Consider the following 16,369-nt stretch of genomic DNA (forward strand, 5'->3'; position numbering starts at 1 on the left):
CCCTAAGAGCGAACCACCCTTTTTAAGGGTGGTTCTGATTGTGTGGGGTCCCTGTCCCCACAATTTTCGTCAAGCTTTTGGTTAGATTTTGGTCAGTTGGCGTAAGGGTGGAAGGCCAAAAGATTGTTGGCGAAAAAAGCTCAGAGAAAGTGCTGGTAGGGGAGTTGTTGAGGTTTTCGACAGCTTTTGTCAACAAGAAACTTTGCGGCTATTGCTACGGATTGCGTTGTCGCGGTCATGGCGGTGCGGGATGCTGGGCGTAAGCGTCGAATGCTCCGATTTTGGAGGCCAGCATGGATTTGTTTCTTGAGACTCCGCAGCAACAAGCTGAGCGCATGCTGCGTCAGCAGCAACGACTCATGGAGATGCAAATGCAAGGGGCGGCAGTCCAGCCCTTTGCGCAAAATGTCGTGCCCGCTGCTGTACCTGCAGCTGTGCCCGGGTGTGAATCGGCACCAGAGGCCTATTCCGTACAGCAAGATTCATATGCGCAGGAGCTCGCGTTCGACAAGCGTCGTGCGCGTCGTCGCCGCGTGGGCCAGCGCCTGCGCACCTTGGCGATGATCGTGCTCATCCCGCTGGGGCTTGCGGCCATCTTTCTGGCGTCGTATGCCCTCACGTGCATCCTCAACGGCGCATCGCCCAACGAGGTGCTCCAGCATCTAGCGGCCCTAGGCCAGCGCTTAGGTGACGTCATAACAACCATCCGCGCCGGCTGGGAGAGCTAGCGTTTTAGCGTCCGCGGCTCTAAGAGAAATTTGTCTGCAAGGCAGTGAGTGATCCGTGTGTGTGGCGGGGTAAGATTGATCGCGGTTTTGATTGATGATCGATTGGGTTTGTTGGGCGGAGTTTATGTCTGCAATTGATATTGCACTTATTGTGATTGCTTTGGTGGCGGTGGGGGTCGCTGCGGCCTGTGCCCTGCAGCTCAAGGGCCTTCGTGCCGAGTTGCGGGAGCGTGGCGACAGTAGCGCGGAAACGCTGGCAGCACTCGAGCAGGCCAACAACGCGCTCGATGCCCTGAACGTCGCGCTGGCCGAAACACGCCGCACGGCCAATGCCATCGCGCAGCAGCAGACGACCGATGCGGCCGTGGAGCAGCAACGTTACCTGGCCATCGCACGCGAGTTCTCGCAAGCTGGTGACCGGATGGATGACCTGCGCCGTGAGACGGCCCAACAGCTCGGCGCCAATCGCGAGGGCATCGAGCATCGCCTGGACAAGGTGCGCGAGACGGTCGATGCTCAGCTGGGCGCCATCCGCAAAGACAACAACGTGCAGCTCGATCAGATGCGCGCGACGGTGGACGAGAAGCTCTCTCGCACGCTCAACGACCGTCTGTCTGCATCGTTTAAGCAGGTGAGCGACCAGCTCGAGGCCGTGTACAAGGGCCTGGGCGACATGCAATCTATCGCCACTGGCGTGGGCGACCTTAAGCGCGTGCTGGGTAACGTCAAGGCGCGCGGCATTTTGGGCGAGGTGCAGCTGGGCGCGATCCTGGCGGATATCCTCACACCCGATCAGTATCTGGAAAACGTTGCCACCAAGCCCGGCGCCTCGGAGCGTGTTGAGTTTGCCGTCAAGCTGCCGGTAGACGAGGGCGACCCCGTACTGCTGCCGATTGACTCCAAATTCCCGGGCGACGCGTACGAGCATCTGCTCGATGCCCAGGAGTCGGGCGACGCGGATGCCGTCGCCGCCGCGCGCAAGACGCTTGACGCTATGGTCAAGCGTGAGGCAAAGGACATCTGCGAAAAGTATCTGAGCGTGCCCGTGACCACCAACTTTGGCATCATGTTCGTTCCGTTTGAGGGGCTGTACGCTGAGGTCGTCAGCCGCCCCGGGCTTATCGAGACCCTGGGCCGCGACTATCATGTCAACGTTGCCGGCCCTAGCACCATGGCGGCCATTCTCAACAGCCTGCAGATGAGTTACCAAACGTTTAAGCTGCAAAAACGCACCGACGATGTACTGCGCGTGCTCTCCGCTGTCAAGGCCGAGCTGCCGCGCTATCAAAAGGCGCTGCGCCGCGCCCAGCAGCAGATCGAGACCGCGGGCAAAACGGTCGAGGGCATCATTACCACGCGCACCAACGTCATGGAGCGCAAGCTCAAGGACATCGACGCGCTGGAAGACGCGCGGGAGGCCGACGAGATCTTGGGACTCACGTCTGCGGAGCTGCTCGCAGACCAAAAAGACGAGGACTAGCTGCATCTGACGGCGGGGCGCCTGCGCAAGCGCGGGACGCGGGCGCTTTTCGCGTTGCACTTGCCTGAAGTGCGCTTTAGTGTGCAACAATGGCGTTTCGCCCTATCAGACGCGAAAGGAAGCCCATGTCTCAGAGAAACACCAGTCCGCTCAAACGCTCCACCGTGCGCCGCACGCTGCAGCGTTTTTGGGACGTCACGCGCACGCAGCCGCTGATCGTCTTTCTCTCGGTGTTCTCGTCGGCGGGCTACATCTTTTTGCTCACGTTTGCCAACACCTACGTGATGGCCCTCATCGTCGACCGCGTCCAAGCGGGTTCCGTGGCGGGCGATCAAGTATTCGAGGTCTTTGGTCCCTACATTCTGGCGCTCGTGCTCGTTAACCTAGTGGGCCAGATCCTCTCCAAGCTGCAGGACTACACCGTCTACAAGCTCGAGATTGCGGGCAACTATCACCTGGCGCGCCTGTGCTTCGACACGCTCTCCAATCAATCCATGACATTCCACACCAGCCGCTTTGGCGGATCGCTCGTGAGCCAGACGAGTCGTTTTATGAGCGGCTATACGGGGCTGGTAGACGTGACGGTGTATTCGCTCATTCCCACCATCACCTCGGTTGTCTGCACGGTGGCGGCGCTCGCTCCGGTGGTGCCGACGTTTACCGTGATCCTGGTGGGCATCATGGTCGTCTACATTGCGTTTGTCTGGCTTATGTACAAGCGCATCATGCCGCTTTCGGCCGCGACGTCCGCCGCGCAGAACAAGCTGTCGGGCGTGCTGTCCGACGCGGTCACGAATATCCTGGCCGTCAAGACCTGTGGGCGCGAGGACTTTGAGCGCGACCTGTTCGATGCCGCCGACCGCGCCGCGCGCGACGCCGAAACGGTTTCGATGCACGCCATGATGCAGCGCAACTTTACGACCTCGGGCCTTATCGTCATCACCATGGCCGTGGTGAGTGTGTTCGTCGCGGGTGGCAACGCGTGGTTTGGCATTTCGGCCGGTGCGCTCGTCATGATCTTTACCTATACGTACAACCTCACCATGCGTCTGAACTACGTAAGCTCCATGATGCAGCGCATCAACCGCGCGCTGGGCGATGCGGCCGAGATGACGCGCGTGCTGGACGAGCCGCGTCTGGTGGCAGACGACGAGAACGCTCCCGAGCTTAAAGTGACCGAAGGTGCGATTGATTTTGAGCACCTGAGCTTTGCATACCGTGACGCCGCGGCGGGCGAGAACGTGTTCGACGACCTGACGCTTCACGTGGCGGCGGGCCAGCGCGTGGGCCTGGTGGGTAAATCGGGCTCGGGCAAGACGACGCTCACCAAGCTGCTGTTGCGCTTGGACGATGTGCAGGGCGGCCGCGTGCTCGTGGACGGCCAAGACGTCTCGCGCTGCACACAGCAGAGCCTGCGCCGCCAGGTTGCCTACGTGCCGCAGGAGGCGCTGCTGTTCCATCGCTCCATTCGCGAGAATATCGCCTACGGCCGCCCCGACGCAACCGACGAGCAGATTCGCGAGGCCGCGCGCCTGGCCAATGCGACCGAGTTTATCGACCGCCTGCCCAACGGCTTTGACACCATGGTGGGCGAGCGCGGCGTCAAGCTTTCGGGCGGCCAACGTCAGCGCGTGGCCATCGCCCGCGCTATCCTGACCGACGCGCCGATCCTGGTGCTCGACGAGGCGACGTCTGCCCTCGACAGCGAGTCCGAGGCGCTGGTGCAGGAGGCGCTCGAGAACCTGATGCGCGGTCGCACCTCCATTGTGGTGGCGCATCGCCTGTCCACCGTGGCGGCGCTCGATCGCATCGTGGTGCTGGCGGACGGCGAGATTGTCGAGGACGGTACGCATGCGCAGCTTGTCGAGGCAGGCGGCGAGTATGCGAGCCTGTGGGGCCGCCAGACCGGCGCATTTTTGGAGGCTTAAGGCCCCCGTACGTGGGACAATCGTTTCCGTGAAGTTATGTTTCTGCCGAGCCGAGGAGTCGTTATGCCACGCGAGACCAATGCCGCCAAACGCGAGCGCGCCGTTGAGGTGTGCGAGCGCCTCAACCGTCGCTATGGCCCGGTTGAGTGCTTTTTGGACCACGAGAATCCCTTTAGGCTGCTCATCGCGGTGCTGCTCTCGGCGCAGACGACCGATGCACAGGTCAACAAGGTGACGCCGCGGCTGTTTGCCCAGTGGCCCACGCCCGAGGCCATGGCGGGGGCGAGCGTGGCCGATGTGGCCGACACCATTAAGTCACTCGGCTTTTATAAGAGCAAGGCCAAGCACGCCGTGGAGGCCGCGCAGATGATCGTTGCCGATTACGGCGGCGAGGTGCCGGCCGACATGAAGGAGCTCGTCAAGCTACCGGGTGTGGGGCGCAAAACGGCGAACATCGTGCTCAACGTGGGGTTTGGCATTGTCGAGGGCATCGCGGTCGATACGCACGTCAACCGCATCGCGCACCGCCTGATGCTGAGCCCCAAGACGCATGCCAAAGAGCCGCTCAAGACCGAGCAAGATCTGCTCAAGATTTTGCCGCACGAGTATTGGGAGTCGGTCAACCACCAGTGGATCACCTTTGGCCGCGAGATCTGCGACGCTCGCAAACCTAAGTGCGACGAGTGCCCGCTGGCAGATTTGTGCCCCAGCGTGCGCGTAGCGGGGTAGGGCGGAACGCATCTTCGTCTGGCGTTTTTTGCGGGGCTGGGTTTGCCCTTGAGCCGGAGTCCTCTCCATGCGCTACCATGACAGACAATGTATTTGACGTACGACCCGCCGAGCTTGCCCCGGCGGGCTTTTGGCGTTGCGATGCCGGAGGAACAGCATGCTCATTCACCGTATAGCCGCGCAGCTCTACACTGCCGAGGCGCTGCAGACCGTCGAGGCCGGACTCGATGCCGGCGAGGACGTGACGCTGGCCGTGTCGCAGTCGGGCCGCACGCTTATGGCGGCCGCCCAGTTTGCGCGCCGTCCGCGCCCGACGGTCTACATTGTGAGTGGCGAGGATGCGGCCGATCGCGCCGCGCGCAGCCTTGCCGCCTACGTGGGCCTGGCGCACGTGTGCCGTTTTCCCGAGCGCAAGGACTATCCGTGGCGCGAGCAGGCGCCCGACGATGCCGTGGTGGCGCAGCGCTGCGAGGCTCTGGGGCGCATCGTGCGCGGGGACAACTGCATCATGGTTGCCTCGGCCCGCGCGCTGCTGCGCTGCGTGCCGCCGGTCGAGAGCCACTACTGGGAGTCCACGACCTTTGCGGTGGGCGAGGAGATTCCTTTTGACGAGGTGCCGCATCGCCTGGTGGGCATGGGCTACACCAATGCCGGCGCCGCTGATGCGCCCGGTCTGTTCCGCATTCACGGCGACACCGTCGAGGTGTTCCCCGCACAAGAGAAAGCGCCCGTGCGCATTGAGTTCTTTGGCGACGAGATTGACCGCATCCGCCGCATGGTGAGCTCAACGGGGCAGACCATCGGCAACGAGGACAGTATCGAGATCTTCCCGTGCCGCGAGCTGGCGCTTACCGACGAGGCGGTCCACAACATGCATGTGGCGCTCTATCGCGCCAGCCAGGACGACAGCAAACTGGCGGCGCTGCTCGAGATGGTGGATGCGCGCATCGTCACGCCCGAGCTCGACCGCTTTTTGCCGGTGATGTACGGCCAGACCGTGAGCCCGCTGACACACGTGAGCGGCAAGGCGCTCGTGGTCCTGTCCGAGCCGCGCTCGCTGTTCGACGACTGTCTGCGCGCCTACGAGGATATCGAGGCGCGTGCCGGCGAGGCAGGGATTGACCGCCTGGATGGTCTGTACGTGCGTGCCCAACAGCTCGATTTTGGTGCCCAGCAGCGCCTGAACTATGTGAGCCTCATCCGTGCCGGTGGTGCGGTGACGGCCGAGCTCAAGATTGAGCAGCCGGCCATTGCGGGCTCGGACAATCGCTTTATGACGCGTATCCAGGAGGTCGTGGGCAAGCGCTATGCCTGCGTGTTTGCCATCCCCGACCGCGGTGCGCGCGAGTCGATGGAGCTCACCTTTGGCGACGAGGGCATAACCTTTGAGGAGTCACTGACGGCCGCGCCCGAAAACGCCGGTGTTATCGGTGACCGTGTACGCGTGGCGGCGGCGGATTCTGCCGACCGTGCCGCCCGCCAGGAGGCCCATGCTTCCATTCGCGAGCGCAAGGCCGACGCGCTTAACGCCCGCTCGCTCGAGGCGGGTGCCGCCCAGGCTGCCGCCGGTGTCGCCGTGCCCACCATCTCGCGCGGACGCGTGACCTTTGTCGATGCCGCTCTGCCGCAGGGCGTGGTGGTGCCCGATGCCAACCTGGCCGTGTTCTCGATCGCCGACCTCAACGCCCGCATGGATGCCAATCGCGCGCGCAGCCGCCGCAAGGTTGACATTACGCAGATCACCTTCCCGTTTAAGCCGGGCGACTACGTGGTGCACGCAACGCATGGCATCGCGCTCTTTAGCGAGATCGCGCGCCAGGAAGTGGGCGGCAAGGAACGCGACTACTTTTTGCTGGAATATGCCGACGGCGACAAGCTCTACGTGCCGCTCGAGCAGGTCGACCGCATCACGCGCTATGTTGGCCCCGACGGCGACAAGCCGCGCCTGACCAGGCTCAACACCGCCGACTGGACACGTGCCACCAACAAGGCGCGCAAGAACGCCAAAAAGCTGGCGTTTGACCTGGTCGATTTGTATACGCGTCGCTCGTCGATTACCGGTATCGCCTGCCCGCCCGATACGCCCGAGCAGATCGAGATGGAGGAGAGCTTCCCCTACGACGAGACGCGCGACCAGCTGGAGGCTATCGCCGACATCAAGGCTGACATGGAGGCGCCCAAGCCCATGGACCGCCTGCTCTGCGGCGACGTGGGCTTCGGCAAGACCGAGGTCGCCCTGCGCGCGGCCTTTAAGTGCGTGGACTCCGGCCGCCAGGTCATGGTGCTCTGCCCCACGACCATTCTGGCCCAGCAGCACTACGAGACGTTCTTTGAACGCTTTGCCCCGTTTGGCCTTGAGGTCGAGGTTCTCAGCCGCTTCCGTACGCCGGCGCAGCAAAAGCGCGCACTCAAGGCGTTTGCCGAGGGCGCGATTGACGTGCTTATCGGCACGCACCGCCTGCTTTCGGCCGATGTGAACCCCAAGAACCTGGGCCTGGTGATCATCGACGAGGAGCAGCGTTTTGGCGTGCAGCACAAGGAGCAGCTCAAAAACCTGCGCGAGCAAATCGACGTGCTCACGCTCTCGGCAACGCCTATTCCGCGAACCATGCAGATGGCCACGAGCGGCGTGCGCGACATGAGCCTGATCACCACGCCGCCGACCGGGCGTCGTCCCGTCATTGTGCACGTGGGGGAGTACGACCCCGACGTGGTGAGTGCGGCGATTCGTCTGGAGGTGGGCCGCGGCGGACAGGTGTATTACGTGTCCAATCGCGTCAAGACTATCGACGACGCCGTGGCGCGCGTGCACGAGGCCGCGCCCGAGGCGCGCGTGGGCGTGGCGCACGGCAAGATGAGCCCGCGCGAGGTCGAGGACGTGATGATCGAGTTCGCGACCAAAAAGATCGACGTGCTCATCGCCACGACCATCGTGGAGAGCGGCATCGACAACGCGACCGCCAACACACTGATCATCGAAGACTCGCAGCGTCTGGGTCTGGCACAGCTTTACCAGCTTAAGGGCCGCGTGGGCCGCTCGGCCACGCAGGCATACGCGTACTTTATGTTCCCCGGCGAGCTGCCACTTACCGAGGAGGCAACGGCACGCCTGACTGCACTTTCCGAGTTCCAGGACCTGGGCAGCGGCATGCGCATCGCCATGCGCGACCTGGAGATCCGCGGCGCCGGCTCGCTTATGGGCGCCGAGCAGCACGGCAACCTGTCGAGCGTGGGCTTTGACCTGTTTACGCAGATGCTGGGCCAGGCCGTGGCAGAGGCACGCGGTGACGACGATGCCGGCGTGGAGGCGACGAGCGTGGGCATTAACCTGCCGGCCGACTACTTCTTGTCCGAGGAGTACCTGCCGGCGGTGGATCAGCGCGTGCTCGTGTACCGTAAGCTCGCAGCGGCCGAGGACCTGGAGAGCATCGATGAGGTGCAGGAAGAGACCGAGGCCGCGCATGGCGAGCTGCCGTTGGCGGGACTCAACCTGTTCAACCGCGCGCGCATCCGTATTCGCGGCGAGCGCCTGGGGCTCGAGAGCGTCACGCTCAGCGGTGGGCGTATCACGTTTTTGGGCGTCGACGTGCCCAAGAAGGTGGCCTTTGAACTAAAGACCCGCTATGGCGCGGTGAACTTTCCCAAGAGCCGCAAGCTGTCGGTGCCCTACAAGGCGGGCGCCGGTGTGGGCAGCGGCCTGGGCCGCGGTCTCGACGCCAACGACGAGGCCGGTCCCGTGGCAGCAGCCCTCATGCTGCTGCAGCAGCTGGGTGCCAGCGATGATGAATAACAGGTAGGTGGCTTGGCGGGACAAGGATTCTTTGCCCCGCCACGTTGCAGGTTGAAAACTTCGCCCGATGGAAAGGAAAGCATGTTCGGGTACATCTACAAGAAAGACGCCGCCGCTATCGCGGTCGTTCTGTGCCTTTGTCTGGGCGTGGGCAGCTTCTTCGATTACCAGATCTCGAGCGCGCTGTTCAACATCGCCAGCATGTACGGCCGCTTTATCGAGGCCGCCGGCGAGCTGCCGTTTGAGCTGACGGCGAGCGTCGCAGGCGTTATGCTCGTACGCGCGGTGCGTCCCGACTCCAGGGGGAGCAAATGGCTCGCCGTGCTGGGCGTTCTGGTCAACGTGGGCCTGGTCGGCTACGAGATCGTTTCGTCCCTGCGGGTTGGCGGCAAACTCATCGTGGTTCAGTTGGTGCTGACGTTTGTGCTGGTCATCGCGGCCAACCTCATCGCCTATCGCCTTACGCGCACGACCGAGCCCGACGATCTCACGCGCTGGGCGTTGATGGTGCTTGCCGTGTGGGTCGCTCAGGCCATTATCCTCAACGTGATCGTCAAGCCGCTGTGGTCGCGCCCGCGCATGCGCGTGATCGAGGTCACGCCGGGGCTCAATTTTCAGCCGTGGTGGGTGATCGGCAACCCCGACAAGTGGGCCTATATCGCCGCCGGCGTGATCAAGGACGGCTTTAAGTCGTTTGCGAGCGGACACACGGCGCACGCGGCGATCGGCCTTATGCTCGCCGGGCTTCCCGCGGCGGCCTTTAAGGAAAAGCCGTCGCGCCGCCGCGTGGTCTTTTGGGTCGCCGCTGTGGTTGCAGCGCTCGTCGCCTTTGGTCGCATCGTGATCGGCGCACACTTTTTGAGTGACGTGAGCTGCGGCTTTGCCTTGGTGCTGGCGCTCGAGTGCCTTGCCGCGCGCATTGCCTATCCGGGCGGCGTACAATAGCCCCATCTGAATCATCGGGCTCGTGCCCGGCTAGAGAGGATTACCATGCTCGCGTTCAACAATGACTATTCTCACGGCGCACATCCGGCAGTGCTGCAGGCGCTCGTCGACACCAATATGGAGCCGCAGCCCGGCTACGGTACCGATGCACACACCGAGCGTGCCAAGCAGCTCATTCGTGAGGCCTGTCAGGTACCCGATGCCGACGTGTTTTTTCTGGTGGGCGGCACACAGGCCAACGCGACGGTGATTGACATGCTGCTTGCGCCCTACGAGGGCGTCGTTGCAGCCGAGACCGGCCACGTTGCCTGCCACGAGGCGGGTGCCATCGAGTTTGGCGGCCACAAGGTGCTTACCATTCCCGGCTACGAGGGCAAGATGCATGCCGAGGATCTCGACAGCTATATCCAGGTGTTTTACGAAAACGAGAGCTACGAGCACACGGTGTTCCCAGGTGCCGTGTACGTGAGCCTATCGACCGAGTACGGCACGCTGTACTCCGCCGCCGAGCTTGCGGCGATTCATGCGGTGTGCCAGAAGCGCCAGATTCCGCTGTTTGTGGATGGCGCCCGTCTGGCCTATGCGCTGGCGGCCGATGAGTGCGACATTACCCTGCCCGAGCTGGCGCAGCTGTGCGACGTGTTCTACATTGGCGGCACCAAGTGCGGCGCGCTTTGCGGCGAGGCCGTGGTGTTTTGCGGCATGCACGCTCCGGCACACCCCATTCCGCGCATTAAGCAGCACGGAGCGCTGCTGGCCAAGGGCCGTCTGACGGGCGTTCAGTTTGAGGCGCTCTTTACCGACGGCCTGTATTTTGAGATTGGCCGCCAGGCGATTGAGACGGCGCAGGCGCTTCGTCGCGTGCTGCATGAGCGCGGCTACCAGTTCTTCTTGGAGACGCCCACCAACCAGCAGTTTGTGATTTTGCCCAACGAGGACATGGCCCGCATTCGCGAGCATGCTTCGATCGAGTACTGGGAAAAGTACGACGAGACCCACACCGTGGTGCGCTTTTGCACCAGCTGGGCCACGACACAGGAGGACATCGACGCGCTGGCGGCTGTCCTGTAGGTTGATGTAATGACGAGGGGCCGCCTTGCGCCTGGGTTTGGCGCAAGGCGGCCTTTGCTTTTGAGAGGGGCTGTATGGCCAAGATGTCCGAGCCGACGATTCGCCTGGCGACGCCCGATGATGCGCCGGCATTGCTTGCCATCTATGAGCCGTATGTGCGCCAGACGGCGATTACCTGCGAATACGAGGTGCCGAGCGTTGAGGAGTTCGCCGGGCGCATCGAGCGCACGCTCAAGCGCTATCCGTATCTGGTGATGGAGCTGGACGGGCGTCCGGTAGGTTATGCCTATGTGAGTCCGCTCAACAGCCGCGAGGCCTATGACTGGTCGGTTGAGACCTCGATCTACCTGGCGCGCGATGTGCGCCACGGCGGGCTGGGCCGCAAGCTGCACGATGCGCTCAAGCAATGCCTGGTCGCGATGGGCATCACCAACATGTGCGCGCTCATTGCCGTGCCGCACGACAATGACGACGAGTATCTGACGCACAACAGTCAGGATTTCCATGCCCATATGGGCTACCGTTTGGTGGGCGCCTTCGATCGCTGCGCCCAAAAGTTCGGCCGCTGGTACGACATGTGCTGGATGGAGCTGGTCCTAGCCGAGCGCACACCCAACCAACCCAAGCCGACCTGGTTCCCCGACCTCCCCAAACCTGCCATTTAGGGACAGGTTTATTTTGGCAGGTTTTATCTGGGCAAACGTTGCAAGCCGCTGCGAAGGATGCGGATACCTTCGCGGCGGCTTTTGTTTTGGGTGTGTATGACCAAGGCGATTGACCTGCGGATGCAGCAAAGCTCCAGATAAAACCGACCAAACTAGACCTGTCCCTTTTTGGCAGGTTTTTGGCTGTCTTGTGGCATCAAATCGCCGCAAGAAGCACGGCGTTCGTATGCTATTTTGACCTGAATCGTCCCCTCGGGACGCCTTGCGAGCTAAGTGAGTAGACTTTTTGGCGCAGGGCGAGCACAAAGCGCATCTGCCTTACTAAAACCGCAGGTCACAGAGATGGCTGTTTTGGGTGTGCTCGGCAGATCGCGAAAAGTCTACTCACTTAGGTTTACGGTGCTGGATATTCTGGACAGGAACAGTTGAGCTTGGACGGCGTGCGTTGCCAGGCGATGCTGGCATTTGCGCCATGCTGGTTTGAGATTTTATAAAAACCGCAGGTAAAACGTATATTAGGTGCATTTTGCCTGGTTTGGCGCGCTAGCCGATGGGCTCGGTGTATTTGGCGCGGTCGGTGCGTTGGATGCGCTTGGAGATGTGCAGCGGGCGGCCGTCGGTGTCGTAGACGTAGTCGGTGATCAGGATCAGCGCCTGCCCGCGCTCGACGTTGAGCAAAAACGCCTCGTTTTGTGAGGCATAGCACACCTCAAAGGTCTTGTGCCCCTGTGCCGGCGCGCGATGGAATTCTTGGCGCAGCGTGGCGTAGAGCGAACCGTTGATATCGCGGTCGATGAGTGCCTCGAAGCTTGGCGGCAGATAGGTGGTCTCCAGGCACAGCGGCGCATCGTCCAGATAACGCAGACGGACAAGTTTGACGAGCTTGCTGCCCACGGCGGCGTCAAAGAACTTAGCTATGCTGCCGGCCGCCTTGGCAAAGCCCGAGTCCACGGTGCGCGTGGTGGGCTTCATGCCCTGGCCTTCGACCTGCTTGGTATAGCTCGAAAACATCAGGTTGTTCTCGTGGAGCGCGGGCGTGTCGGCCACAAAGGCGCCACGCCCGCGCTCGGTGCGCACCAGGCCCTCATCAACGAGCACCTTAAGGGCGTGGCGCACGGTGCTGCGCGACAGACCCGATTCGTCCATGAGTTCCATCTCGGACGGCAGCTTGTCTTCGCGTGCGTAGGTGCCGGCGGCGATGCGGTCACGCAGCGTACCCGCCAGACGCTCGTATTGGGCCAAGTTCTTTTTTGACGAAGTGCTCATGCGAATAACCTGTATCTAACTTATATGCTTACTGAACCAAGCATGTATCCAACATGACAACAAAACCGCTGGTAATGGATTGCCGAAAACTTTACCAGCAAAATTTCTAAGACAAATATAGCATACAACTAGTCGACATAACCAAAACATGTATGTAACTTGTATGCCATCGAGAGCATCAAACGAGAAGAAAGGCTGATGCACGATGACTACTCAGGAACAGGTTAAGGACGTCGTCTCCCAGGTTTTGGCTGACAAGGCGGACAAGGGCGGCATCAAGCGCGTCGTGTGGATCGGCGCTGGCGGATCCAACGGCGGCAACTATCCTGCCCAGTACTTTATGGAGCACGAGGCCACGCAGGTCGTGAGCTCCAGCTACACCAGCAACGAGTTCGTGCACGCCACCCCGGCCTACGTCAACGAGAACACCCTGGCCGTCGTCGTGTCCATGCGCGGCACCAAAGAGACCATCGTCGCCGCCCAGGTCGCCAAGGATCACGGCGCCAGCACCATCGCCATCTATGTCGACGAGTCCGGCCTCACCGAAGTCTGCGACTACAAGATCCAGTATGACAGCCTGGCCGTCGATGAGTCCTGCATGGGCCGCACCAACTCCGCCGTCGTGACCATGATCGCCATGGAGCTTACGCAGCAGACCGAGGGCTATGCCGAGTACGAGACCGCTATGGCCGCCTTCGACCTGGTCGATCCCATCTATCGCAAGGCCGTCGAGTACACCCGTCCGCTCGCTGCCAAGTGGGCCGAGCAGAACGCCGACAAGCCCTGCATCAACGTCATGGCTCAGGGTCCGCTCTTTGGCGCCGCCTATGTCTTTAGCATCTGCAACGTGCAGGAGATGCTGCAGATCGACTCCTGCACCATCAACACCTGCGACTTCTTTCACGGCCCCTTCGAGATCCTGGACAAGCGCACCTCGCTGTTCCAGCTCATCAGCGTCGGCCGCAGCCGCTGCAACGACGAGCGCGGCATCCGCTTTGTCAACCAGTACGGTGGCGAGCGCGTCTATCAGCTCGACGCCAAGGAGCTCGGCCTCAACGACATCAAGGACAGCGTGAGCGAGTACTTCAACCACCTGATCTTTGCCCCGATCCTCAACAACGTGTACATGCGTGCACTCTCTGCCGTTACCCACAAGGACTACATGACGCGCCGCTACATGTGGAAGCTGGACTACTAGTTACGCCGTTCTACCGAACGGCGTAACGGCTCGACGCTGCGCGCCCGGCATTTGGCCAATCTGCCGTTCAATTTCAAAGGCGCGACCAGAAGGTCAGCGCCTTTTCATTTCACGGCACCTTGGCTCAAATGACGGGCGCTCGCTGACGTTGCCAAAACGTCGGCGTCGTCGTGTTTGTTAAGGGGTTGGTGCATTGGGGCCAGGTTCATATGCACCAAGTTGGTGCATATGAACCTGGCCTCTTTGCACTAATGGGTTGTAGCGGAAAAGCAGATTTTCCCGTCTGCCGATTTGTGCCTTGAAAAATGTATATAACGACTATAACGTAGTGTGAAACATATTGGAAACAATACCGAGGAGGCTGCGTTGAAGAAAAGCAATCTGGGCTATGTGCTGGTGCTGATCGCCGCGCTTATGTGGGGCAGCATCGGAATCTTTGTAAACGGCATCTCGGCCATGGGCGTTACGTCCCAGAGTATGGCTGCCTTTCGCTTGTTGTCGGGTGCCGTCTTAATGGCTCCGGTCTTGGCATTCATGGGTTGCCAGGGAGGTGCTCGTGAGGGAAAGGCATCGGGTCCCCTGGCACTGTTCAAGGCAAGCCCTAAAGAGCTTGTTCCCTGCGCGCTTGTCGGTATCGTCGGTTTGGCCGCCGCCAACACCTGCTATTACGAGTGCATGGGCGAGGTGGGCATGTCCACGGCCTCGGTGCTGCTCTACACCTCGCCGGTGTTTGGCGTCATGCTCGGCCGCGTGCTTTATCGCGAGGACGTGACCCCCAACAAGCTCGTTGCCATTGTCTTTAACATCGTTGGCTGCGTGCTTGCAGTGACCAATGGCGACCTTTCCGGTTTTCATTTTTCGGTTTGGGGCGTCACGTCGGGCGTGATTGCAGGCCTTTGTGGTGCGTCGCTCGCGGTGTTTAGCCGAATAGCAACCAAGACGGTCCACCCGCTGGCTGTCACGTTTTGGGGCTTTGTTTTTGGCGGTGCGGTTATGGCGGCTATCGCGGCTCCGTGGCCGGATGTCGCCGCGGCAATGTCGCCACAGCTGCTGCTGCTGTTCCTTGGCTTTGGACTCATCCCCACAGCCGTGGCTTACATCTTATATATGCAGGGCCTGTCCATGGGGCTCGAGACGTCGAAAGTTCCCGTCGTAATGTCATTCGAGACAGTCGTCACCGTACTGCTGGGCATTGGTGTCTACGCCGAGCCCGCCGGTGCGATCAAAGTCCTGGGCATCGTGCTGGTGCTCGCGTCTATCCTGATTATGAACACCGACTTCTCCAAGCTGCGCAACAGCGTCATTGCCAAACGTATTGTCGAGAGCATGACCTTTAAGCCCAACGCGTGGTGGACCGAAAAATCTCAGGACATGGATCTGTTTAAGGAACGCACCGGCATCGCGCTGGAGCCCACCGTGCAGGAAAGCCCCTGGTACTTCGTGCGATAAGGGATTGCGCACGGCGTCCGACCTGGGATTATCCAGCCAGCGCCGGCCTACCCAGCCCCAACGTTTCAAGTACGTTAAACCCGTCAACGGTCGATTTTCACCCGCGAACGTTCTTTATACTAATTAGCAATATAAGCAACGAGTAAGACGTTATAATGACCATAACGAAAAGGAGGAGGCAAGATGAATCAGATCATTCTCGCATCTCATGGCGGCCTGGCCGCAGGCGCCAAAGACACGCTCGAGATGGTTCTCGGCGACGTGTCGAACGTCCACGTCGTGTCGCTTGCTCGTGACGACAAGGAGCCCATCACCAATAAGGTGGACGCCATGATCGCCACGTTCAACGCGGACGACACCGTCTATGTGCTGACCGATATGCTCGGCAGCTCGGTCAACAACAGCATGGTCGAGCTTTCCAAGAACGGCACGAAGTTCACGGTTGTCAGCGGTTTCAACATCCCGCTGGCGCTCACGCTCGCTATGAGCCCCGTCCCCGTCAAGGGCGCCGAGCTCGCGGCCCTCATCAACGAGGCCCGCACCGGTCTGACCAACCCCAACGCACCGGTCGAGGTCGCCGCGGCTCCCGCCAAGAAGGCCAAGGCGTCCCGTCACAGCTCCGGTCCCGCCAAGATTGTCCTCGCGCGTCTTGACTACCGTCTGCTGCACGGCCAGGTCGTCTTTACCTGGACCACCAAGGTCCAGGCCGAGCGCATCATCGTCGTCGACAACGCTGCCGCCAACGATGACATCAAGAAGGGCGCTCTCAAGCTTGCCAAGCCCCAGGGCGTGCGCCTGAACGTCTTTACCGTCGAGCGTGCCCTCGCCAAGATGGACAAGCTCAACACCCTCGGCGAGCGCGTCATGTTCGTCTTTGGCAACACGGCCGAGATGCTGCAGTTCTGCCAGGGCTACAAGCTCGACGCCATCAACCTGGGCGCCACCGCCAACCACGACGGTGCCGATCAGATCGGCGGCAAGGACAGCTCCGTCTTCTTCGACGCCACCCAGAAGGCCGACGTCAACCAGCTGCTCGACATGGGCATCAAGCTCTACGTCCAGCAGACCCCCACGTATCAGAGCGTCGACATCGACGCCAAGCTGTAATCAACCAGGCTTT

The 16,369-nt window shown here is 61.3% G+C and carries 12 protein-coding genes; 11 read left to right on the forward strand and 1 reads right to left on the reverse strand.

All coding sequences use genetic code 11. The features are described 5' to 3' along the window. Positions 1-293 precede the first annotated feature (293 nt). The 8 genes from DXD39_RS06820 to DXD39_RS06855 all read left to right on the forward strand — a co-directional run bounded on the left by DXD39_RS06820 (position 294) and on the right by DXD39_RS06855 (position 11,336). Positions 294-728, forward strand: coding sequence for a hypothetical protein (locus tag DXD39_RS06820; protein WP_117564953.1), 435 nt, complete (start codon positions 294-296; stop codon positions 726-728). A gap of 124 nt (positions 729-852) precedes the next feature. Next, positions 853-2,208, forward strand: coding sequence for a DNA recombination protein RmuC (locus DXD39_RS06825; protein ID WP_117803704.1), 1,356 nt, complete (start codon positions 853-855; stop codon positions 2,206-2,208). 125 nt (positions 2,209-2,333) lie between these two features. Next, positions 2,334-4,136 carry an ABC transporter ATP-binding protein gene (locus DXD39_RS06830; protein ID WP_117803581.1) on the forward strand — a complete coding sequence of 601 codons (1,803 nt, stop codon included), beginning with the start codon at positions 2,334-2,336 and terminating at the stop codon, positions 4,134-4,136. A 63-nt stretch (positions 4,137-4,199) separates the two neighbouring features. Then, positions 4,200-4,865 (forward strand): endonuclease III, encoded by a 666-nt coding sequence (gene nth, locus DXD39_RS06835; protein ID WP_117637439.1) that lies wholly within the window; start codon positions 4,200-4,202, stop codon positions 4,863-4,865. 157 nt (positions 4,866-5,022) lie between these two features. Next, positions 5,023-8,655: a transcription-repair coupling factor gene (gene mfd / locus DXD39_RS06840; RefSeq protein ID WP_117803582.1), complete on the forward strand. Its 3,633-nt coding sequence runs from the start codon at positions 5,023-5,025 to the stop codon at positions 8,653-8,655. Positions 8,656-8,736: 81 nt separating this feature from the next. Further along, positions 8,737-9,600 carry a phosphatase PAP2 family protein gene (locus tag DXD39_RS06845; protein WP_117803583.1) on the forward strand — a complete coding sequence of 288 codons (864 nt, stop codon included), beginning with the start codon at positions 8,737-8,739 and terminating at the stop codon, positions 9,598-9,600. Positions 9,601-9,645: 45 nt separating this feature from the next. Continuing rightward, a complete protein-coding gene (locus DXD39_RS06850) occupies positions 9,646-10,671 on the forward strand; it encodes a low specificity L-threonine aldolase (protein ID WP_117758486.1) in 1,026 nt (341 codons plus the stop codon). 74 nt (positions 10,672-10,745) lie between these two features. Next, on the forward strand, positions 10,746-11,336 hold the full coding sequence (locus tag DXD39_RS06855) for a GNAT family N-acetyltransferase (RefSeq protein ID WP_117758487.1): 591 nt from the start codon (positions 10,746-10,748) through the stop codon (positions 11,334-11,336). A 543-nt stretch (positions 11,337-11,879) separates the two neighbouring features. On the opposite strand, the gene DXD39_RS06860 is transcribed toward DXD39_RS06855, so the two are convergent. Continuing rightward, positions 11,880-12,602: a GntR family transcriptional regulator gene (locus DXD39_RS06860; protein ID WP_117634403.1), complete on the reverse strand. Its 723-nt coding sequence runs from the start codon at positions 12,600-12,602 to the stop codon at positions 11,880-11,882. A 205-nt stretch (positions 12,603-12,807) separates the two neighbouring features. On the opposite strand from DXD39_RS06860, the gene DXD39_RS06865 reads away from it, so the two are divergent. The 3 genes from DXD39_RS06865 to DXD39_RS06875 all read left to right on the forward strand — a co-directional run bounded on the left by DXD39_RS06865 (position 12,808) and on the right by DXD39_RS06875 (position 16,356). Then, positions 12,808-13,800 (forward strand): SIS domain-containing protein, encoded by a 993-nt coding sequence (locus DXD39_RS06865; protein WP_006235139.1) that lies wholly within the window; start codon positions 12,808-12,810, stop codon positions 13,798-13,800. 366 nt (positions 13,801-14,166) lie between these two features. Beyond that, positions 14,167-15,249, forward strand: coding sequence for a DMT family transporter (locus DXD39_RS06870; protein WP_117758488.1), 1,083 nt, complete (start codon positions 14,167-14,169; stop codon positions 15,247-15,249). Between the two features lie 183 nt (positions 15,250-15,432). Further along, positions 15,433-16,356: a PTS mannose/fructose/sorbose transporter subunit IIAB gene (locus tag DXD39_RS06875; protein ID WP_117758489.1), complete on the forward strand. Its 924-nt coding sequence runs from the start codon at positions 15,433-15,435 to the stop codon at positions 16,354-16,356. Positions 16,357-16,369 lie beyond the last annotated feature (13 nt).

The organism is Collinsella sp. TM04-29, from assembly GCF_003466565.1.
In the GTDB taxonomy this organism is placed as follows: Bacteria; Actinomycetota; Coriobacteriia; order Coriobacteriales; family Coriobacteriaceae; genus Collinsella.